A 22210-nucleotide genomic window follows, 5' to 3' on the forward strand; every position below is an offset into this window, starting at 1 on the left:
TGCTTCCTTTACGAATAGACTTACTGCCCTTCTCTCAACTTAAGTCTCAGATTCAATCTCAGTCCGCTTCGGCGATAGCCCGATTGGCCAGATTCGTCAGTACGATGTCGTCCATCGGCGGATTATGCAGGCCCGCTCTAACGTCCCTGTACATGCGCTCCAGCGGCAAGCTGCGGGACAGGCTCAATCCTCCAACGATGCGCATTGCCTGATCCACGATGCGGACAGCCGCATTCGTTGCAATATATTTGGCCAACCCCAGATCGGTCCGCAGAGAAGCCCGGTTGTCCGGCTCCTTGTCCCAACGATCCGCCGTCTGGTAAAGATAGCTTCGGGCGGTAATGAGATCGACCTCGATCTGCGCCAGCTGGCGCTTCACATTGGGCAGCTCCGCAATGGAAACGGTCAGCGAGTTCGGCTTATGCTTTCTGGCGAAGGCAAGCGCGAAATCTCTGGCGCCATATGCAATTCCGATATAGCAGGCCGGAATATGCAGCATCGTGCCTTCCGTTGGAATCGGCTGCGTACCCGCAGCAGGCTGCTCCAGCCCGCGAATCGTCTCCGCATCCGAGACGAATACGTCCTGCAGCAGCACGTCATGACTGCCGGTCGCCCGCATGCCCATCGTATTCCATGTCTCTACGACACTCACACCGGGTCCGCTCCGTACGAGGAAGGCGCCTACCTTGTCGCTGCCTTCGATTCCTGCCGTTACGACGAACTGCTTCAGAATCGGGCTCAGCGTGCTGAACGTTTTGCGTCCGTTAATCCGCCAGCCGCCTTCTGTGCGGCTAGCCGTCGTCTCCGGTCTGCCGCCGCGGGTGGGGCTGCCTGTCGCCGGCTCGCTTGCCAGCTCATTGATGACGACTCCGTCCTGCACGACGTCCTTACACAGCTGGGCGTATAGCGGTTCCGGCCATGCGCGGGACAGCCGAAGCTGCATCATCATATGAAGATGCCAGCCTACTGCAAGTGCCGTAGAGCCGTCTCCACGAGCAAGCCGCTCCTGAGACAGCACCATTTCGTAAGCGGATGCTTCTTCTCCTCCGTAGGTTTGCGGGACGGTCAGCTTCAAATACCCCGAATCTCTCAGGTCTTTAAAGTTCTCAAACGGAAACGATCCCTCCAGATCATGCTTGGGAGCTCTCTCCGCGAATATCGACGCAAGCCGGTCAGCTCTTGCCGCGATTTCCGCTTCGCGTTCGTTGCGGATGAATGCATCTGGTGTACCGGGTCGAGTCATCTTCACCCCTACCGCCTTTCCCATATTTCTGATGAATTTACTGTGCTTTATACCTATATTAAGCCTAATACCTATTCGAAAATAGGTAAAAAACCGTACTCTTTGTTGTAAAAATCCGTGCTTATTCCGCTCCGCTGCTTATCCGTTTCCGGTATTCTGCAGGCGAGCAGTCATAGATTTTTTTGAATACATTTGCGAAATATTGCGGGTCCTGCTCAAAGCCGCACCGCTCTGCGATCTCATACATTTTCAGTTGCGGAAGCGACTCGATCAGCTCCTTGGCCTTCTGCATCCGCTTAACCGTTAAATAACGGGTATACTTCTCCCCCGTCTCCTGCCGAAACAGCTTGCCCAAATATTCCGAGTTCAGGAACAGATGATGCTGCGCCAGCCATTGCAGCGACAGCTGACGGTTCTCCAAGTGGTCGTCCGTCAACTGCTTAATGCGGGCGATAACCCGGGAACGCTTATCAGAGCGGAGCTCCCTCTGGCTGTCCATGATAGCGGAAAGCTCCTCCGTTATGTAGCGCTGAATCTCCTTCAGCGTCTTCATTTGCCAGATGCGGACTCCGTCGCTTTCCTTCTTATAGCCAAATGCAAGCGCCGCATCCTTGAAGACGGCGTCCAGCAGCTCCATACAGCGGCCAGTCGCAAATTTCGCCTCTGGACGCTTCTCGAACAGCGCATGGAAAAATACGGCCAGGCCGCTCTCAAGCTCCGCTTCCTCCCCGTTCCGGACTGCGGCCGTAATGACGCGCATATATTCATCCGCTTCCGCTGACCATACCGCTGTATTCGCAGCAGCATCAGCATCAGTTCCGCCTGGATAATGCTCCGCAGCGCTCGTCTCCCCGCCTTCAGCTGCTGCATAAAAAGCATGGTTTCTAGCCGACTGGCCGCTGCTGCCGGTCTCAGCCAACTGCCGCTGCATCCCTTCCCATTGAAGCTCCTTGCTCCGATGGGCATCGAGCTCTACACTCACCTCGCGAAGCACCTGTATAATCTCCTCTTCATTGCTTGGCTTCAGCAAATAGTGCTTGACCCCGTATTTCATCGCCTGCGCGGCAAGCTCAAATTCGCCATAGCCCGACAGGACAATGAAGGTGGTGCCGGAAAACTCCGACTGCGTCTTCTGAATAAGCTCCAGACCGCTTAATTTCGGCATTTTAATATCCGTAATGACGATATCCGGGCGCTGCTCAGCAATGGCCGAGTAACCCGACAGGCCGTCGGCTGCCGTGCCCGCCAGTGTCAGCCCCAGCGAGCTCCAATCGATCATATCGGCGATCCCCTCCCGGATCATCCGTTCATCGTCTACAACTAACACTTTATAGTTACTCATCCCGCTGCCTCGCTCCCCGTCATCACCGGCAAGGACACCCGTATCGTCGTCCCTTGATCCAGTCCCTGGTGAATACTAATTCCATATTGCTCCCCATACAGCAGATGAATCCGCTCGTGAATGCTTCGCAAGCCAAACCCTCCGCTAGACTTTCCTTGCTCTCCGGTACTAGTACTAGCAGCTCTATCTGATGATTGCAGCTGTGGTGACGGCCTGCCTCCCGCAGCCTCCAGATAACCGGGGTCCATGCCCGGTCCGCGATCTGTAATCCATAATTCCAGCCGTTCGCCGAATCTCTCGCCGCTAATGGAAATCTCGCATTCGCCCGTCGTCTCATCAATACCGTACTTCATACAGTTCTCAACGATCGGCTGCAAAATCATGCTCGGCAAATAAAGCTCCTGCAGCTCATCGGCAATCTCAATCTCATAGTGCAGCCGGTGTTCAAACCGGAATTGCTGAATTGAAAAATAGTTGTTCAGATGAGTAATCTCATCCCGAAGGGTAACGATTTCCTTCCGGCTGATCGTATTGCGCAGCATGTCGCCAAGCGCCTTCACCATTCGCGAAATCGCAGCTTGTCCGTTCCGTCTAGCGAGCCAGTTAATTGAATCTAGCGTATTATATAAAAAATGCGGATTCAGCTTCGCCTTAAGCGTCTCGTATTGCGACTCCTTCAGATGAATCTGCTTCACATAGTTTTCTTTAATCAAGTGATCCAGCCGGTCGGCCATCTTTGAAAAATTGATCGTAAGCAGTCCGATTTCATCCGGCTTCTTCACGGGGACAGTGTGGATAGATGAGAAATCTCCCTTTTCTACTTTTGCCATCCGCAGCGTTAATTCCTCCAGCGAGCGGGTTATGCTTCTGGAGAATATTAGACCAAACCAGATGAGTACAGCGAAAATACAACCGTATAAGACAAGCAAGATCCGCCGCATAAAGACCGCGGCTTCAAATAAAGATTCATACGGAACGAGATGGATGAACGTCCATCCGGTATAGGCGAGCGTTGAGTAGGTCGCCAAATATTTATGGTTTTTCACGCTAAGCATGCTGTACGGCTCCGGATTTCCCGCTTGCTCTCCTTGATGAAAGCCTGCCGGAAGCTCGACAGACAGAGCCTCGCCCGTGTCAGAATAGACCGGTTTCTCTCCGTCCTGGATAATGAGGGAAGTATTATAGCGCGTGCTTTTCTTATCCTTAAGGCTAACGATCTGACTGGCTTCCACCCGGATGATAAGCGTACCAAGCGGCTGCAGGTCCATATTCTGAACGGCTCGGATTTGCCGTACCGACAGGAACGTCATCGGCTCCTTGCCGCCAACCCAGTAGCTGGCACCCGCTTTATCGGCAGCCAGACGTATCATTTCGGAGTCATGCGCCGGCACCGGAGCATCCGCGAGCGAGCCTGCCAAATATTCATTACCGCTCGTATCTACAATAACAATCGACTTAATGGAATAGTCGTGAAAAGGATAAGTGAGCAGCTTTTGCTTCAAGGCGCTAACCGCAGTCAAATATTCGAGCGTCCCCTTTTCATGCTTAATCTGCTTAAGCCTCTCCTGAATATCAGGATCGCTGACGAGGGTGAGCGTGAACTTATCAATTTCATTGAGCTTCTCTTCCATCCGCTCCGAATACAAATAGAGCTTGTCGCTCGCTTCCTCATAGACAAGCCGCTCATATAACGTCTGCATTCTCTGGACATAAAGCAGACCGACAAAGCTAATGGCGACTGCCCCGATAATGACGAACAGCACCAGCTTGTGCCTCAGCTTAAGTTTCATGGCTCACCTTCCCGAATGATAGAGAAAAAGGCTTTCGCAGCAAGCCGCCGGCATTGCCGCCCTTGCCGAAAAGCCTCAGCCTGATCTATATTCAAACCCTATTAATCCGATACGCTTTGAATACTAGCATTCTAGCAAGCTTCCCCAAACGTGTCAATTTGGCAATAGAACCCACATGCGAATGCAACCATTTCACTGGGCAGCCAAATGAGTTCCTGACTCGGCTAGATGTCATCCGAATAGATCTGCATCATTTTGCCCAACGTCCTCTTCAGCTCCTGCCGCAAGCTCTCCGGCTCGATAATTTCCGCGTCCTCGCCAAAGCTGAGCAGCACCCGAATGAGCCACTTAGTATTGTCTGCATCGCGGAGCTGCAGCTTGATCGTCATCGATCCGTCTTCTTGATACGTTCGTTCCTGGTTATTGAAGTGATCCAGCGCCATGGCGAGCGACCGTTTCTTAAAGCGCAGTAATACGTCAACGGGCTCGGAGCCTTCCTCCCGGTAATAGGGGACCCGATCTTCCGGTGTCAGCTCGACTCTGCGCTGGAAGCGCTCCGGCAGTATCTTCAGCTCTGAAATGCGCGACAGCTTGAACTCTCTGAAATTGTCCCGTTCCCTGCAAAATCCGTACAGATACCAGGCTTGCCTTCTAAACTTCAGACTGGCAGGCTCCACGCTGCGCGTCGTAAGCTCGTTTTTCCAGCTGATATAATGAAATTGAATAACCGTCCTCTTCGTAATAGCCTCTCGCAGATCGCGAAGCAGCTGGTTATAAGACGGGTGCCCGCCCATCTCCAGATTGAGCACCGGATCGGCGTTATCCCTTTGAATCGTTTGCAGCTTGCGTACCGTATCCATTGCCTGTTCGTCCTCAAAGACGGTTGACAACCCGCTTAATACGGTAATCAGAGTCTCTGCATCATAGGCATTCAGCAGGCTCCTGTCCATTTTATAGGAATCGATAATGCCATAGCCGCCGTTCACACCCTGATAGGATACGACCGGAATGCCTGCAGCGCTTATCGCTTCGATATCGCGGTAGATCGTCCGCTGCGACACTTCATATTTATCCGCCAGCGCCGATGCCGATATCACTTCATTGTTCAATAACATGTAAATCATCGATATGAGACGCTCAAGCTTCACTCTTGTACTCCATCCTCTGCAATTGGCCTCTCTAAGCCTAATATTGAGGTTATTATACCATTTATTTGCTGCGGATCAGGCAGAAAGATTCTGCTGTCCGTTCATGCTATAATGACAACAAAAAAAGAATTGAGGCTGACCTCGTGATTGTACTCATCTGCCTGCTCGTCTTCGTATTGATGGCGGCCGTCTTGGTAATATTTCTGTATCCTCCACTTGGTAAAAGGCCTTCAGCTCTGCTGCGCAGCCATTATCAAAGCTATCCGAACTATGACGGCAGCAAGTTCCATAATCAAATTCCGACGTCCAAAAGCATGAAGCCCTCCGAGATGGCTAAAGTGATGGCCGATATGGCGAAGGGCGATCCATTAAGGAAGCCAAGCAGTCCGCTGGAAACGGTTCCGTTCCGTCCGGAGAAAACAGGCGAAGCCCGCGCCGTATGGCTTGGTCATTCAGCAGTCTGGGTTGAGCTTGCAGGAAAAACACTGCTGCTTGATCCGATGTTTGGCCGTTCGCCTTCGCCCTTCCCGATATTCGGCAACGGCCGCTATAGCCGTAAATTGCCGTTCGATATTAGCCAATTAGGTGTGATTGATGCCGTCATCCTATCGCATGACCATTATGACCATCTCGATTATGGCACCATTCGCAAGCTCAAAAACCGTGTCCGGCGCTTTATCGTACCGGCAGGCGTGAGCATCCATTTGGAAGCATGGGGTGTAAGGAAAGAAGCAATTGAAGAATACGGCTGGGGAGAAACAGCAGAATTTGAAGGTTTAAAGCTCGTATGCGCGCCTGCCAGACATTTCTCCGGACGCAACGTCGTTGGCGAAAACTCGTCTCTGTGGTGTTCATGGATTATTGAAGGCGGCGGGGACAAGCTGTTCTTCAGCGGCGACAGCGGCTACGGTCCGCATTTCCGTGAAATCGGGGAAAAGTATGGCCCGTTCGACCTGACGCTGATCGAATGCGGCCAATATGACGACCGCTGGCGCGATATTCATATGCTGCCTGAGCAATCGGTACAAGCCCATCTCGACGTTCGCGGAAAACGGATGGTGCCGATTCATTGGGGCGCATTTACACTCGCCGTCCATGACTGGCATGATCCCATCAACCGGGTCGTTCAAGCAGCCAAACAGCAGGGCGTAGAGCTCGCTACTCCGCGAATCGGCGAGCCGGTCGCCTTTCGCTCTGCTCGCTTCCCTGCCTCCGTCTGGTGGCAATAAAAGCGAGGTGAAAAAACGCTAGTGCCTTGCCTGCCGCTATGGCGAGCTTGCCACACGGCAAGGCAAATAAAAAGCATCGATTCCGTGGGCAGTCCCCTGGAATCGATGCTTTTTTATAAGTTGAATAATAAATGACCTTAATGTTTAACGGCAATCGTCACAATCTCGCAAGGCCCGACTGGCACTTGAACATAGGATTGCTCCCCGCCGTCTGCTTGAACAGTAAGACTTTCACCTGCCTGCTCCAGCACATCGCTCTTATAAGCCTCATCAACCGTTGCGTATGCAGCGCCAGACAACTTCAGCTCCGCAGTAGAAGCATTCATATTGAACCATCTCGCCATATAATCGCCGGATTGCTCGTTTACCTTCAACGAGGTAAACGCCATGCTGCTTCCTTCCCACTGGAACAAAGCGCCTGCCGGAGCAAGCTTGCCGGAATGTACGCCCGTCTGGCTAACCGTCCAAGGCGCTTGGAACTGGTAAGCCCCCGCGTAAGCGCCTGAAGCGGCACCGTCGCCGTTATGCGGCAGAATGGTCAAGCTGAATTGCTGCTCGCCCAGACATTGCGCTTCCGGTGTCGGGAATACGCCCCAATCGCCAAGCTCGGCAACTGCCCGAAGCAGCGTAACGGCGATGGATTGACGTCCGTCGCGCAGCACCTCGTACTCATTCAAGCCGAGGTTTGCTACCGTCAGACCTGCCTGTCCGTGACTCACGTCAACGAAAGCCTGCTGATGCTGAGCGTTGCTTGGATTGCTCCACTCCGGTGCCGGCTCGTTGTCGCGGCGAACAACCTCGAAGATCGAATCCGCATGATGATAGGTCGCAGCAAGATCCGTCGGGAACAATACGCGAACCCGGTGATCCTTCGCCTGGTTGTTGAAGGAAGACTTCCACTCCAGTCCCTTGCCATCGCGGCTTAATGCGATTTCAGTACGGATAACAAGCGGAACCGTTGTCTCCGTACGCTGTGATTTGCGCTCCGGGAAATAGACCGCTTCTTGTTTCTCCACCTCGAAATACGGCTCCGCCGAAGCAGGAATAGCCCATTCATGAATGATTTCGAAGGAAGCGCGGTATGGCGTATCTTCAATCAGACGAATGCGGGCTGGCAATCCCTTCGTCGTCAGCGCCTGCTCGCCATTCGGCTGCTTGTACATATATTCGTTGCCGATATCACCGGTGTTCTCATATACGCCAAGATCAGAGTAGACTTGACCGTTGCGCTTATCAGTCAATTGGAACGAGCCATCGTTATTGATGTCAACACGAAGCCATTCATTTTCCAGCGCATGCGTGCCAGCAGCCAGTGAAGCCGAAGCTTGCTCTTGAACTGCCGCTGCTTTGCGGACAAATCCGTAAGCTGCCAGACCCAGCGCTGCAACATCCTTCGCTTCGAAAGTAAGCTTTACTCTGCGAGCCATATATGGCTGACGGAACTTGTCGTCCGGCAGCTCATAGCCAAAGTGGAGCCCCAGATCGGCCATCGTGTGTGCAACTGCACTGCCGTTCGAGTCAACAAGCGTCCGGCCCGTCACATCAACGGCGTACATCATCTGGTTCATCGTCTCTAACGAATGACCATCGCGGAAGTAGATGCGCTCGATATCGAGTTCAATACTGACGACACCGCTGCGGCTCCAGCCCGTCGTATTGTAGACGACGAACGGAACGGCAGCCTCGCCGTATTGCTCGAATACCGAAGTATCAACAGCATCAGCGACGACTTGCTTGCTCTCGTCGATGATCGCCTCCGCCACATGGCGGCTCTTATCAAAGCGGGTCACCATCTCGCGGTGAACCTCGTCCACGCTGCAGCCGCAAATGCTGTCATGCGGATGGTTCTGCATCAGCGTCTTCCACGCATAAGTGAACAAATGATGCGGATATTCATGACCCAGCGAATAAGCGAATGCGGCTAGCGGCTCTGCCACTCGTTCCAGCATCGCTTGGCCCAGCTGATTCATTTGCTTCAAATACACCCGTGCAGATGCTGTATTCACAAGCGTGGACCAGCCGTCCGTACGCTGACTGCGAAGCTCGCCCTTCACAACGGACAGCTCGCGGGTCATTGATTCATTCACGGAAGCTAAGTAATCCTCGAAATTGGAATGAACGAACTCCGTGTCCGGGTAGAGCTTCCGCGCCATCTCCAGCGCGTCGGGCAAGTCCCGTTGGATTGGCTGATGATCGCAGCCGTTCATGAACAGCAATTGTCCGGTAGCGGCATATTTCTCCGCATCGGCAAGCTTGCGCTCCCAGTATTCCTTCGCGCTTGCCTCGTCCGCCGGCACTTCATTGCCGTTGGAGTACCAGTTGGCGAACAGGATGCCAAGTACACGGGAGCCGTCCGGCCCTTCCCAGATCAGCTCTGAGAACGAGGATTCATATTCAGAATCCGCTACCGTATTGTTGAAGCCGGTCGGCTTCACGCCACGGCCGAACACGGCATTATCAATGCCAGCCTGGCGCATCATTTGCGGCGCTTGGCCAATATTGCCGAACGTATCCGGGAAGTAACCGACTTTAGCAATCGTACCGTAGCGGCTTGCATCCTGATGTCCGATCTGCAGATTGCGAATATTCGCTTCGCTGCTCGTCAGGAAAGCGTCCTGCAGGATGTACCAAGGCCCAATTACGATACGGCCTTCTTTAATATAACGCTCCAGCCGCTCCCGGTTATCCGGACGAACCTGCAAGTAATCTTCCAGAATGATCGTTTGTCCATCCAAGTAAAAGCTTTTGAAATCTGGATCCGTCTCCAGTGTATGAAGCAGCGTATCCACTAATTTGACGAGCAGTACATGATGCTTCTCATATGGCAAATACCATTCGCGGTCCCAGTGAGTATGCGAGATGATATGCGCAGTACGTTTGTAGGTCATCGTTCAAACCCCTTTCTATGCTGATTCATTCTTAGTTGCTAGGCGAGGTCACCGTAATGCTGGACTCGTGGGGACGATAGACGGACAACAGCCTGCCTTGCAAATCCACGGCAAACATGACTGATCTTTCTTTCGGAAGCTCGAAAGAATAGCCTGCTCCAGTAGCAGGATCCTTCACTTCAATGTCTGCATGGCGGCCAAACTCTGATACGAAGATGAACAACGCGCCATCACGGAACTGGAGCTTGCGTCCATATACGCCCGGCAGTTCACCGCCCTTGATCCACTCCAGCTCCTGCACACAGCCCGAGGAGGCCAATGCGTACTTATACAGCGCCGTAAGAGTTTCCGTGCGATCATTCAGCTCTACCGGCAGCGGACACCAAATGATGCGTCCCTTACCAAGCGGCAGTTCTCTGAGATCATCTGCATCTGTATCCGCCTCGCCTTTGCGGGATTCCTTCCACACTTGCGCAATCCGGCGGCTGCCGTAAGAAACCGGCCATACCCGGTCGCCGATCCGAAGCTGCTCCTCACGTACAACGTTTTTGAGCTCTCTTTCTCCAAACAGCTCCACATAACGGTCATTCGTCCGCCAATACGCATCCAGACTGGTTGGCCCCGTCAGCAGCAGCGTCGCTCCCGATTGCTCGATACAGCCGAGCAACTGCTCAAACGCAGCGTCGTCCAAGTTATGAGCACTTGGTAAAATGACCAGCTTGGCAGGATTTGCTTCCAGCTCGTGCAAGTGGTATTCCGATACGCCGCGGAACGGCTTGTTCAGCTCATAAGCAAGCACTCTTGTCGCTTTCGTCGTGGCATCGAAGGCCAGCTTGCGGTTGGAGAAGTCATTGGAGTACGGGAAAACAACTGCCGTATCCTCCAGCTCTCTCCCAGTGAATAGATCCCGGATTTCCGCCATGAACCGGCCGAAATCATACGATACATCCGCCTCCGGCTTCTCCGTACCGTCTGCGCGAACCGCTCCAATATGGGATTCGTTAGCGTTATCCATATAGAAGTTCGTGTTCCAGATCCATTGCACAGCGCCTGCGCCGCCGGTCGAGAATGCATACGCATATTTGCGTTCCAGCATGTTCCGCAGCTCAGCTTCGGAGCGCTTCGCCCGGCCCTCCGGCGTCTCGACGTACATAATGCCGGTCTCCTGAACAAGGTTCGGCTTGTCCGCTGTCTTGGCAAAAATACCGTCCCAAACGAGATAATCGTTCAGCCACCAGGAATGAACAGTCGTGTAATCGACCGCCTCGCCATAGAAGAACGGGGAAGGCCGCTGTGCGCCAAGCGCCTCATCCTGACCGACCGTAACCATATGATCCGGGCATTCCTCTTTGATCGCATCGTACAATTCCTTAGCCCAGCGATTATGCATATCCATGGAGAAGAGGACATAGTCCAGCCAGCGCGTCCCTTTCTTGCCTTGGTGCATATCCTGCACGTCGAAGTTGATTTCCTCTGGCTCTGGCGGTACTGCCGAATCGAAATCCGGCAGCTGCTCCGGCGTCATATTCCATACTTGTTGAAGCCTCGCGATAGAGCCGTGACGCTCCTTCAGCCATGCCGCATAGGCAGCCTGCTCGAATGCATCACGCGACGATCTTGGGCCGTCCGAGAAAATCCGCGGCGGATCGAACATCGAAGGCTCATTGATCAAATCCCAATCGACATGCTTCGATTGGCTGTGACGGGAGACGATTGCCCGGATGAAACGTTTCTGGGCTTCCACGCTCCGCGGGTCCAGATACGGATTTTTCCCTTCCCAAGTTTCAGGAGTGAAGGAGAAGAACGTGAAGGTCACCTGCAGATCATGACGCTTTGCGGTTAAGAGGAATGCATCGATTGCGCGAAGCGCCTCCTCCGAAGCATGACCGTCCACCTGCATCACATTACGGTAGGCGGTCCATATGCCGGTACGAATCCAGTTAATGCCGGCCTTGCGCATTTGCGCCATATCACGTTCCCAGACCGACGCATTCGGCAGGAACAGAAACTTACGCGCCACATCCGAGGTCATATAGGTCATGCCAACAACCGGCATCGGACGTCCGTCCTTGATGAAATAATCACGTTCGCAAGTAACGGGAGTGCCGGATGCCAACAGCTCGCGATCCATGCCCCAGAAGCCTTGGCGAAGCACACGCCGCTCTCCTGTCGAAGACTCCGCAATGCACTCTACGTAGTAATAGCCGCTCTCAAGCGAAAGCGGAACTGGCAAGCGCAGAATCAGCTGCCTGCTTGTCGCTTCCTCCTGCAGACGGTTCGACCACAGTTGCTCTGGATGATTCTCATGCTGAACAGAGATGGCAAAGCTCCAGCTTGCAGGAGCCTTATCTGTGCTGGATTGACGGCTAAGCTGCTGCATTTGCAGCGTCAGCATCGCCCGTTCGCCCGGCTCATAAGAAGCGTAATTAGGCTTCAGCCAAAGCTCCGTTACGCCGGCACTGCAATACGCCGACCAGCGGAGCAGCTCTTGAACGCCTCCGCCTTGCCAGAAGACTTCGGTCAATGGCTGGTTAATGAACAGCCAACGGGCTCCTGCGAAAGCGCCCTTTGTGTTCTCCCATAGCAGAACAGGAGCGGCAACTTCTCTTCCTTCAGAAGAAATACCTTTAAGCAGCGGGTACAAATGAGCATCCATCGGACCTGCCGACCCCATTTGATGCGGCAAGTCGCTGCTCTTGGACACATGAGGCACCAGATTCCATGTAGGCGAAACTTCAAACAGAGATTCCTTGCCCGCCAGCAGCGGAATATCCGCCATGGCTGACAGCGTGCGGATTGGAGCGGCATCTACCGGCAAAGCTTCGTGAATTTGCAGCTCGCGGTGGTAAGCCGTCTGCTCCGGTTCCGCCTCCCATAATCCCGCTGCATTGCGCGACACTGGAATTTGAAACGGCGCTCCGCCAACGCTGATCAGACCGCCGCCACGCCGCAGGTAGGAGATAATCTCACTCCAGGCTTCCTTCGGGAAGTACGGCGCATGCAGATTGACAAAGCTGCCGCCATCGGCAGCAGCGAGCGCTTGTCCTAGACCGCTAGCCCCTACGACAGCCCCGCTCTCAGCAAGAAGCTGCTCCGCTGCCGGATTTGGCCGGGATGCCGCCGGAAACGAGGAATCATAGAAAATGATGGCGTTATGACTCATAGCAATTCATCCTTCATCGCCTGATACACAAGCTGTGAGAAGAGGCTGTTGGACCAAGCAAACCATTTGCGCGTGAACTGCGTCGGATCATCCGAATGGAAGCCTTCATGCATGTAGCCGGTATCCGCATCGGTTGCCTCCAGCATGTCGATCAATGCGAGCTTCTCTTCGCTGCTCGTTGCTGTAATACCCTGCATAGACAGAGCCATATGCCAAATATAGCCTGGCGGCGTGTGCGGACTGCCGATTCCTTTGGCCGCTTTCCCCTCGTAATAGAACGGGTTCTCCTTGCTGAGCGCGAACTGCCTTGTATTCTGATAGATTGGATCGTCGGCATTCGTATAGCCCAAGTAAGGGATCGAGATCAGACCTGGCGTACCTGCATCGTCCATTAAGCAGTAGTTGCCGAAGCCGTCGGTCTCGTAAGCATAGATCGGTCCAAACTCCGGATGACGGTAAATGCCGTACAGCTGAATGCCATGATCCACGTCTTCCTCCAGCTGTTTCAGCTCCTTCACGAGATCCATATCACGGAATACCCATTCCGCAATATCTCTCATCTGACGAAGCGCAACGACCGCGAACATATTGTCCGGAATGTTGTAATGGAAATCGCAAGCATCGTCACTGGAGCGGAAGCCCGACCAGATCATGCCGGTGTAATTGACAGGCATGCCAAGTCCGCTATTGCGCAGCGAATCCGTCGGAATGCCGTTATCCCGGACAAAACGGTACGGGGACAGCTCGAAGTGGCGCTGCTCTGTTTTCCAAAGCGAGACAATCGTACGAATCGCTGCTTTGAAGCCGGAATCGAAAATATCCGTCAGCTCCGTCTCTTTCCAGTAAGCATGGGCGAGACGCATCGAGAAGCAGATGGAATCAAGCTCGAATTTGCGCTCCCATACCCATGGAGACATATCCGTCTCGTCCGTCGTATTCCAATGCCAGTCATTGTCTGTCTCGTTGAACGCATTCGCATACGGATCGATCTGAATGTAATTGATATGGCGCTTGATCAAGCCGCTCAATATGCGCTGAAGCTCTTTGTCTTCCTTAGCAAGCGGAACATAATGAATCACTTGCTCGACGGAGTCACGCAGCCACATCGCCGGAATATCGCCGGTAATGACGAAGGTCGTGCCGTCCTCCATGGGCTTCGTTGTCGTTTCGAGCGTATTCGGGAAACAGTTTTTGAACAATTGCAGCAGCTTCGGACGATGCGCCAGCTTCTGCTCAGCTTCCTCCAGAACGTCTTGAACAGCCTTTGGCAGCGTAAGCTCCGGCATCGGGATTTTCGGTAATCTAAATTGCTCCATAGTAGTTAGATGCTCCTTTACAGACAGATAAGTAACTATTCCTTAACGGCACCAACCGTCAAGCCTTGAATGAAATAGCGTTGGAAGAACGGATATGCGAATACAATTGGACCTGTTGCCAGCACAACCATCGCCATACGCGACGTATCCTGCGGCATCGATTGCAGCACGCCTACGCTAAGCGAAGTGTTTTGCGCGTTCTGCATAATGAATTGCATATTATTTTCAATCCGCATCAGCATCGACTGCAGCGGCACTAAATTCGGCGTATTAATATACAGAAGTGCATTAAACCAGTCATTCCAGTAGCCCAGCGTGCTGAACAACGCGATCGTTGCGAGACCCGGAAGCGCCAAAGGCAGCACCAGCTTGAAGAAGATGCCGAACTCCCCTGCGCCGTCGATTCTGCCCGATTCGATAATCGCGTCCGGCACCATCGTCGAGAAAAACGTGCGCAAAATCATAATATAGAAGGCGTTGACCGCCAGCGGCAAAATAAGTGCCCAGATGGAATCTTTCAGCCCCAGCAATTGCGTAACGATAATATAGGTCGGCACCAGGCCGCCGTTGAACAGCATCGTGAAAAAGGCGAAAAACGCGAAGAAATTGCGGTATTTAAAGTCACGGCGTGAAATCGCGTAAGCGAAAAGAGCGGTAGCAATGACGCCAATGACTGTACCGATAACCGTAACGGCAATCGTAACCCCATAGGAGCGAAGCAATTGATCGCCTGCCTTGAATAAATAACTGTAAGCCTCTACGCTCCATTTTTCCGGAAATAGACTGTAGCCGTTTCTGGCGAGCGTATTCTCATCCGTAAAGGAAATAATCATAACGAATATAAAAGGAAAGACGCACATCAGAGCAAAAATACCAGCCATCGCATGAAAAATCACGTTCCATACCGGGCCTAGCTTATGAAAATCACGGCCTTTTGCCGATTGAGATTGAATTTGAGTTTGAGCGGACATAGCGGTTTTCCTCCCCTCGCAATGCTTGCCTGTTCAATTAGTGATAACTGGAAGGACTAGAACAAAGCATTGTCTTTGTTGAATTTGCGAACGATTCCGTTGGATGTAATGACAAGAACGAAGCCGATAAGCGATTGATACAGACCTGCAGCCGTACTCATCCCGATCTCGCCTGTCGATTTCAGGCCGCGATAGACGTACGTATCGATAACGTTGGTTACGCTGTACAGCGTTCCCGAATCCCTTGGCACCTGATAGAACAGTCCAAAGTCCGCATAAAAGATTTTACCGATCGCAAGCAGCGTCAATATCGTAATGAGCGGTGTCAGCATCGGAATCGTAATGTTGCGGATTTGCTGCCATTTGTTCGCGCCGTCGATCATCGCCGCTTCATACAGCGATTTATCGATGCCCATAATGGCTGCCAAGTAGATAACACTGTTATAGCCGACCGATTTCCACAGGAAGACGACGACGATAATAATCGGCCAGTAGGTCGGATCGGAATACCAGTTCATAGGGTCGATGCCAAACGAACCAGCGATCCGGTTCACGACGCCCCGGTCTAGGCTCAGGAAGCTGAATACGAAATAGCCGACGATAACCCAAGACAGGAAGTATGGCAGAAACATGCCTGTCTGATAAATTTTCGCCAGCTTCTTATTCGTAATTTCCGCCAGGACGATAGCCATTGCAACGGCAATAATAAGTCCCAGAACGATGAAAAACACATTGTAAAGCACCGTATTGCGCGTAATGATATAGGCATCATTCGTGCTGAACAAGAATTTGAAGTTTTGCAGGCCTACCCACTTGCTCTCGATAATGCTCGCCAGAAACCCGTCCCGGCTGTAGCGGTATTCCTTAAACGCGATAACCATGCCGGCCATCGGCAAATAGGAGAATAAGATAAACCAGAGCGTCGCCGGCAAAACCATAACCAGCATCGCTTTATTTTTCGTTGATGTCTTTGAAAAAACGTCCAAAGGCTCCCATGTGATCACCTCTCTGCTGTTAAATGAATGAGAGAAGGTATGAATCGATAGACTGCCGACCCATACCTTCCCGCTTGATTACTTGTTGGCGGCTCTCCACTCGTCAAGCTGGCGCTGCGCTTCAGCCATAACTTTATCCAGTCCGGCTGCCTTGAATTTCTCGTTAGCGCGCTGCAGGTACACATCAGGGTCAACCGTACCTGTCATTAATGCAGCCCAGAACTCTTGCTTCACATTGTTTACAGCTGCAATTTCAGTTGCGACTTTCGACGTATCGAAGTTGAAGCCAAGCAGCGGAGCTTTCGTACCCGCATCGTTGAACTTCTTGAACTCTTCCCACTTGTTCGCAGGGTCCGTCGTGTTCAGGTAAGTGAGCATAACATTGCCAAGTGCAAACGTCGGCATGTCGTAGTTTTTGGATTCATCCAGATTTTCCATTACGTTGTCATTCACTTTCTTGTAGTGAACGCCTTCGATACCGGAATCAACCATGTTCCGAAGAACCGGATCGGTGTTCAGCAGGTTCAAGAATTGCATCGCTTTCTCCGGGTACTTCGTGTTAGCGGAGATAGCCTGCATGGAGCCCATTACGGACCAGTTGTAGATCAGCGGTTCGCTGGCTGGTGTCGATACAACCGGGTAACCATAGCTTGCGGACCACAGATTGTCTGCAAACGGCTGCGAGGTTGCACGGTCTGCGAACCATCTGCCCGTCGCTTGCAGATCCGTCAGTGAATCAAGCGTTGCCGCTTCAGTCGGGATGTAGCCGGCTTTATAGTATTTGTGCATCGTTTTCAAAATTTGCTTCATTTCAGGCGTATCCAGCACGTTAACGATTTTGAAATCGGTCGTGTTGAGCGGTACGGCCATTGGAAGCTTCTCAATAACGTAATCGTAAGGCACGTAAGGAACTTGGTTCTTATCTACAGCAAGCGGATAAACGTCCGGCTCGCTAGCTTTAATCTTTTGGAGCATTGGCTCCAGGCTTTCTAACGAATAGACTTTGGAAATGTCCAGGTTGTACTTGTCCAACAGCTTCTTGTTGAAGCGCCATACTTCTTGAGCAGGCAGCTCCTTATTAGCAGGAATACCGTAGTTGTGTCCATCCACCTTGGAGCCTTCCAGGAATGCCGGGTCAAGGGTATCTACGATGCCTTGGCCATATTCCTTGAGCAGATCATCCGTCTGCAGGAATGCACCTTTTCTTGCGTTTTGAACGTAGTCAAACGCCCACGAAGATGTAAACATGATGTCTACCGCCTCACCGGAAGCCGTCATTACTTGCAGCTTCTGTGCGTAGTCGCCCCAGTCAACCATGCTCATTTTAACGGTAACGCCGATTTTTTCTGCTGTATATTTGCTTACTTCAGCCATGACTTTGTCGACATCTTTCTGCGGCGTGCCAATCGTGTACCAGATCAGCTCAACCGGTTTTTCCGGCGTGCCTTCCACTCCGCCCTTGCCCCCGCAAGCGCTTAACACAATCGACATGACCATCAGCAGCGCAAGCGCCGGTATGAAGCCTTTTTTCTTTCTGCTCATCGTAATCCTCCCGTGTATATCGTAGTGCGAATCATTTGCATACAGCCCCCGAGAAAGCGTTTTATTGTACGCCCCCATTTAAGAATCCGTTTTCAAAGGCTAATATAAAAGTACCGGATGTAACGGTTTTCAAATAGAGAACAAAGTAAAGATATGATGTACAAATTAAAGAAAAGACCGCTCCAATCTAACATTAGAGCAGTCCTTTATAATCAGTTGGAGATATGCCGACATACTTCTTAAATTGTTTGTAGAAATAGCCAGTCTCCCAATAGCCGACCCGCATGGCAATTTCCTGCACCTTCAACTGCGTATCCTTCAGCATCTCCTTCGCCCTGTCGATGCGGTATTTGTTGATGTAGTCCGTAAACGTCTCGCTCGTTTCTTTTTGAAACAGATGGCCGAGATAAACCGGATGGATATTATACTGCTGGCTAAGCGACTTCAGCGACAGCGGCTGCGCGTAATTGTCATGTACATTGGCAAGCAGCTGCTGGATAATAGGGCTCTTTACGTCCCTTACGAGCGAATCAACCGTTAGAGTTGCTGCTTCCTTAACGACATCGGCCAGCTCTTCAATTTTATCAGCCTGCATAATTTGCACGAAACCGGCCTTGTACAGCTCCGGCTGGTCAGCGCGCTTAATTTCCTTCAGCTCCATCTTGAAACGGATCATCATCTCGATTGCCATGCTTTGAATATAGGCAGGCGTTACGCCTTCGGTCAGTTGAACGTGCTCGAATTCCGCTTCGATCGCCTCATGCAGCTGATCCAGCTCCTTCGCTTTGATCAGCTTGGAAAATGGCGACCAATCCAGCGCGAAAGACGTGTGCCCGGTGCTGTCAGAGCGCTCCGCCAGCGATTCGTAATCCAAGACAACAGGTTCGTCGTGCAGCATAAAATATTCCTGTGCTTCCTTCGCTTGCGTGTAGCTGTCTGGTGCGCCTTCCTCCGTCTTCTCCACGCTGCCCAGCGATATGCGCAGCAGACCGCTGCCGACGACAGGGAGCAGTTCGCTCTGCAAGCCGTTTAATAAATCGAGTGCCTTCGACTTACCCTGATCCCGGTCCGAGAACAGGAATATGATAACCTGATCCCCGTCGATGTCTACGAAAGGCAGCAACGATTTATCCTCGTCAGCCAACTGCTGCACGGCGTCATAAAACGGCTTGCTAGGACTGTCTGTACGGAGCACTGCAACGGCAAGATACGGGGCATCCAACCGGATGTTCAGCATTTCCGTCCGTTCGTTCAGCTCATAAGATGCAATTCGCCGGGTCAGCCAGCGATACAATATATTATCCCTAAGAATACGAATATCATAAGCGTTGAACATCCGATCCGGACGACCCTGGTCCAGCTTGTCGATCGTATTGGCAAGCGTCTCCTGCAGCTCGTCAATATTAATCGGCTTGAGCAAATAGTTCTCTACGCCGAGCTTGAGTCCGGACTTAATATAGTCAAACTCATTGTAGCCGCTCAAAATAATGACTTTGAGTTCCGGGTGAACCTGCCGCGCACTGCGGATTAAGGTTAAGCCATCCATCACCGGCATCGAGATATCGGTTAGCAGAATATCGACCGACAGCCCCTTGAGCGCTTCCAGCGCATCCCGGCCATTTTCCGCAGATCCGACAATTTCCAGCCCGTAAGCAGACCAATCGATAATATCGTATAATCCTTCGATAATGAACGGCTCATCATCGACTACGAATACTCTATACATGCTATCCCTCCTGTTCTCCGGGAAACTCGATGCTCACCCTTGTGCCCTCGCCCGGTGCACTTGTCATTTCAAGTCCGTACTCATTGCCGTACAGCAGCTTCAGCCGCTCATGGACGCTTCGCAGCCCGAATGATTCTCCAGTCTCCTCGACGGCATCCAGTGAATGACGAATTTGCGCCAGCCGCTCCGCTTCGATTCCGCTGCCATTGTCCTCGATTTCCATACGAATCCGGCCATCCTGTTCCGAGACGCGGATTTCGACCCGGTTATCAGCTCTATGGGGCTGCAGGCCATGGACAACATAGTTTTCGATGATGGGCTGCAAAGCCATTCGCATAATTTTTTTCCGCCCAAGACTCTCCTCGCATTGAATTTCATAAGACAGCTTGTCCTTGTAGCGGATTCGGAACAGCTCCAGATAAAGCCGGGACGTCTCGAGCTCTTCCTTAATGGTGCTCTCCCCTTTGGGCTGCACGAAGCTTTTGAAAAGAACAGACAGGCTGTAGATCATTTCTCCGACGTCCTTAGCCCCTTGGGAAATGGCCCGCATGCGAATGACTTCCAGCGTATTGTACAGAAAATGAGGATTAACCCGCGCTTGCAGCGCTGCCAGCTCCGTATGCTTCTGCTTAATCTCTGCCACATAGACACGGTCGATGTGACGGGCTAGCTCTTCAAGCATATCGTTGAAGCTGCGGGAGATCTGTCCCAGCTCGTCCTCCTTCTCATCATGGATACGAGCGGACAAATCGCCGCTCTCCACCTTGCGCATGAAGCGGATAATTTTATTCGTACGTTTCGCATAATTGATGACGACAAGCACGGGAACGAGCAGCACTATCGCTATACAAATAGCGCTAATGAGTATAATGGTTTGCTTGAGTCCCTGGTAGGATGAAGCAATCTCTGCTTTCGGAGCAACTCCGACGACCATATAACCGGCCTGATTTTGCGACAGTGTCGTGACGAAGGATTCCTGCTCCAGCAGCGCTGTGTTATTAAGCGGGTCGATTCGGTCTGTATAAGGGTAACGGGTGCCGTAATAGCGGTTTGAAGAGTCAAACAGCACCTCACCGCTTGGCCCCAGCACCAGAATATAGCCCTTCAACTGCTCCCTGTAGCTGTCGAGCGCCTGGGCGATGCCGTCGGAATTAAAATAGACGAGCATCTGGCCGAGATTTTTCAGCGTGTTTTTATCCGTAATCGGAACCCGCATCGCATACAGCTTCGGATCATCCTGATCGATGGCTTGACGAACCCATTCGTTTGGCACAGACATTGCGCTGTTCTCGAGCGCCATTGCATCAGGGATGTACGAGCGTGATGCATTGGTTGAAATTAATTTGTTCACATGATCCTTTTTATAAGCAAATAAGAACTGCTTTTCCGAGCTGTACAGCAGCAAATTTTCAATATCAGTGTCATTCTCCAGCTTATTGTTGAAATAATCGAGCCCCTTCGGCACATCGACATCGGCTCCGCTCGCATATTGATCCAGCTGATACTTCACATAATCCTCGAATGGATGCTGGAGAAAATAAGCAAGATGAATCGACAGCGATTCATTCCGGTACACATCGCGCATAATGGCTTGCACCGACTCATATTTGCGGGTCATATAGCTGTTGACGCTCTCCATCGCCTTTTTCTGATTTTCGAGGTCGTTGCCAATGATCGACTGCGTCATCACGTTGAACATAAAGTAGGAAAAAGTAACGATCGTCGCCGTCGTAATGAGCGCGAACAGCAGGATCATTTTCATAAACAAGTTGTTTTTGAGATAGCTGTCGTATAAGCCTCTGCCTTTCAAAACGAGCTCCTTTCCCGTGCGTGCATCTCTAACTAATCACGATGTTCGTTTCAATGTCTAATCATACTGCACGGTTATTTGCGGATACAAGTAGGCTACCCAAATCGAGAGTGGATGTAAACCGCTTTCACGAAAGGAAATGTGACATGGGGTTGAATGCTGTCTTGGAAGGGGCGTATAATGTGGGGGTGAGGAAGAAGTGAAAGGAGTGATGATCGTATGACGCTGGGTAAAATGCTTCGCAATGTTTCTGTCGGTCTAATTTTCGGCATCATCGCAATCGGACTCCTGCCGTTTTTAGTTATTTTCAACTGGGTGGAAATGATCAATGTGGCCGAAATCGAAGCCTCGCCGTTGTTCTTAATTATCGGACGGTTCGTCGGCACTGTTGCCCGCAAGGACAAGAAGAATGAGCCGGATCAGTCGCAGCAGATCGACTCGCAATGATTTGTACACTTTATGGCCCAGAGGCGCTTAGTCGCTTCTGGGCCTTTCTTTTTTGTATGGAATCATGCCACGGGTGCGGCATTGTGTGGCGATTACGACTCGTCAGCGCGCACTGGATGCCGCACACTTATTTTGTCGAGTACAATTTAACAGCATACTTCTTAACAGCACACCTCCACGCAGGACTGCCGCGTTTATAGCAACAAGATGTTTTTCACCTCCGCAATGGCCCTTCATACAATGGTAATGGAGGTGAATACGCGATGCTGCAATTGGCATGGTATTCCAAAGCATTGGGACTGGTCGGCCAGCCTGTCGGCGTGTCTCTAACGAATGGGCAGGGCGTCACTGGCGTATTGTGCAGCCTTACGGGCGGCAGCGTTGTTCTGCAAGAGTACTTGTACCAAAGTCAGTTCGCCACCAAGCAATATCCGTTCAACACTATACGGGATATTAATGGTTTTCCCGGCTGCGCGGTTCCGGGGCCGCTTTTTTAAGCGGTTTAGTTCGCTATTGGCCCCACAGCGCCCGATGGAACCATCGCCCAACGAAGTTAGCTTCGTTAATTTGCGAAGATGGTTCGCTCCAAAGACCAGCACT

At 51.8% G+C, this 22210-nt stretch carries 15 protein-coding genes; 3 read left to right on the top strand and 12 right to left on the bottom strand.

Going from position 1 to position 22210, the window contains the following annotated elements; genetic code table 11:
• Positions 1-58: 58 nt before the first annotated feature.
• From TY10_RS20385 to TY10_RS20400, 4 genes are all read right to left on the bottom strand, one after another.
• Positions 59-1243, bottom strand: coding sequence for an acyl-CoA dehydrogenase family protein (locus TY10_RS20385; RefSeq protein ID WP_042167505.1), 1185 nt, complete (start codon positions 1241-1243; stop codon positions 59-61).
• A 121-nt stretch (positions 1244-1364) separates the two neighbouring features.
• Positions 1365-2585 carry a response regulator transcription factor gene (locus tag TY10_RS20390; RefSeq protein ID WP_042167508.1) on the bottom strand — a complete coding sequence of 407 codons (1221 nt, stop codon included), beginning with the start codon at positions 2583-2585 and terminating at the stop codon, positions 1365-1367.
• Complete coding sequence (locus TY10_RS20395) at positions 2582-4375, bottom strand: cache domain-containing sensor histidine kinase (RefSeq protein WP_042167511.1); 1794 nt, start codon at positions 4373-4375, stop codon at positions 2582-2584. Before TY10_RS20395 ends, TY10_RS20390 begins: the two co-directional genes overlap by 4 nt.
• A 224-nt stretch (positions 4376-4599) precedes the next feature.
• Positions 4600-5523 (bottom strand): helix-turn-helix transcriptional regulator, encoded by a 924-nt coding sequence (locus TY10_RS20400; RefSeq protein ID WP_042167514.1) that lies wholly within the window; start codon positions 5521-5523, stop codon positions 4600-4602.
• Between the two features lie 143 nt (positions 5524-5666).
• Between TY10_RS20400 and TY10_RS20405 the strand changes: the two genes are divergently transcribed.
• Complete coding sequence (locus TY10_RS20405; RefSeq protein WP_238327822.1) at positions 5667-6752, top strand: MBL fold metallo-hydrolase; 1086 nt, start codon at positions 5667-5669, stop codon at positions 6750-6752.
• A 137-nt stretch (positions 6753-6889) separates the two neighbouring features.
• Here the strand turns inward: TY10_RS20405 and TY10_RS20410 are convergent, their stop codons facing one another.
• From TY10_RS20410 to TY10_RS20445, 8 genes are all read right to left on the bottom strand, one after another.
• The gene (locus TY10_RS20410) at positions 6890-9640 is read right to left on the bottom strand and encodes an alpha-mannosidase (protein ID WP_042167517.1); all 2751 of its coding nucleotides are present in this window, start codon (positions 9638-9640) and stop codon (positions 6890-6892) included.
• A gap of 31 nt (positions 9641-9671) precedes the next feature.
• Positions 9672-12803: a beta-galactosidase gene (locus TY10_RS20415; protein ID WP_042167520.1), complete on the bottom strand. Its 3132-nt coding sequence runs from the start codon at positions 12801-12803 to the stop codon at positions 9672-9674.
• A complete protein-coding gene (locus TY10_RS20420; RefSeq protein ID WP_042167522.1) occupies positions 12800-14119 on the bottom strand; it encodes a glycoside hydrolase family 125 protein in 1320 nt (439 codons plus the stop codon). The genes TY10_RS20415 and TY10_RS20420 overlap by 4 nt, the downstream gene beginning before the upstream one ends.
• Positions 14120-14154: 35 nt before the next feature.
• Positions 14155-15090: a carbohydrate ABC transporter permease gene (locus tag TY10_RS20425; protein WP_042167525.1), complete on the bottom strand. Its 936-nt coding sequence runs from the start codon at positions 15088-15090 to the stop codon at positions 14155-14157.
• 56 nt (positions 15091-15146) lie between these two features.
• On the bottom strand, positions 15147-16037 hold the full coding sequence (locus TY10_RS20430; protein WP_042167552.1) for an ABC transporter permease: 891 nt from the start codon (positions 16035-16037) through the stop codon (positions 15147-15149).
• Between the two features lie 126 nt (positions 16038-16163).
• Positions 16164-17627 carry an ABC transporter substrate-binding protein gene (locus TY10_RS20435; protein WP_042167528.1) on the bottom strand — a complete coding sequence of 488 codons (1464 nt, stop codon included), beginning with the start codon at positions 17625-17627 and terminating at the stop codon, positions 16164-16166.
• Positions 17628-17820: 193 nt separating this feature from the next.
• On the bottom strand, positions 17821-19353 hold the full coding sequence (locus tag TY10_RS20440; RefSeq protein WP_042167530.1) for a response regulator transcription factor: 1533 nt from the start codon (positions 19351-19353) through the stop codon (positions 17821-17823).
• 1 nt (position 19354) lies between these two features.
• A complete protein-coding gene (locus TY10_RS20445; protein WP_155985994.1) occupies positions 19355-21163 on the bottom strand; it encodes a sensor histidine kinase in 1809 nt (602 codons plus the stop codon).
• Between the two features lie 219 nt (positions 21164-21382).
• Between TY10_RS20445 and TY10_RS20450 the strand changes: the two genes are divergently transcribed.
• Both TY10_RS20450 and TY10_RS20455 read left to right on the top strand, forming a co-directional pair.
• Entirely contained in the window at positions 21383-21610 is a 228-nt protein-coding gene (locus TY10_RS20450) for a hypothetical protein (RefSeq protein WP_042167532.1), read from the top strand.
• Between the two features lie 272 nt (positions 21611-21882).
• Positions 21883-22107, top strand: coding sequence for a hypothetical protein (locus TY10_RS20455; protein ID WP_188889320.1), 225 nt, complete (start codon positions 21883-21885; stop codon positions 22105-22107).
• The last annotated feature ends 103 nt before the right edge of the window (positions 22108-22210 follow it).

The sequence above is a fragment of the Paenibacillus gorillae genome (assembly GCF_000513275.1).
GTDB classification, from domain to species: domain Bacteria; phylum Bacillota; class Bacilli; order Paenibacillales; family Paenibacillaceae; genus Pristimantibacillus; species Pristimantibacillus gorillae.

Excerpts from the sequence above, each read along its gene's own strand:
- TY10_RS20450 (WP_042167532.1), top strand. The coding sequence starts at position 21,383 with ATGACGCTGGGTAAAATGCTTCGCAATGTTTCTGTCGGTCTAATTTTC.
- TY10_RS20425 (WP_042167525.1), bottom strand. The coding sequence starts at position 15,090 with ATGTCCGCTCAAACTCAAATTCAATCTCAATCGGCAAAAGGCCGTGAT.
- TY10_RS20395 (WP_042167511.1), bottom strand. The coding sequence starts at position 4,375 with ATGAAACTTAAGCTGAGGCACAAGCTGGTGCTGTTCGTCATTATCGGG.
- TY10_RS20430 (WP_042167552.1), bottom strand. The coding sequence starts at position 16,037 with ATGCTGGTTATGGTTTTGCCGGCGACGCTCTGGTTTATCTTATTCTCC.
- TY10_RS20385 (WP_042167505.1), bottom strand. The coding sequence starts at position 1,243 with ATGACTCGACCCGGTACACCAGATGCATTCATCCGCAACGAACGCGAA.
- TY10_RS20415 (WP_042167520.1), bottom strand. The coding sequence starts at position 12,803 with ATGAGTCATAACGCCATCATTTTCTATGATTCCTCGTTTCCGGCGGCA.
- TY10_RS20440 (WP_042167530.1), bottom strand. The coding sequence starts at position 19,353 with ATGTATAGAGTATTCGTAGTCGATGATGAGCCGTTCATTATCGAAGGA.
- TY10_RS20420 (WP_042167522.1), bottom strand. The coding sequence starts at position 14,119 with ATGGAGCAATTTAGATTACCGAAAATCCCGATGCCGGAGCTTACGCTG.
- TY10_RS20435 (WP_042167528.1), bottom strand. The coding sequence starts at position 17,627 with ATGAGCAGAAAGAAAAAAGGCTTCATACCGGCGCTTGCGCTGCTGATG.
- TY10_RS20410 (WP_042167517.1), bottom strand. The coding sequence starts at position 9,640 with ATGACCTACAAACGTACTGCGCATATCATCTCGCATACTCACTGGGAC.
- TY10_RS20390 (WP_042167508.1), bottom strand. The coding sequence starts at position 2,585 with ATGAGTAACTATAAAGTGTTAGTTGTAGACGATGAACGGATGATCCGG.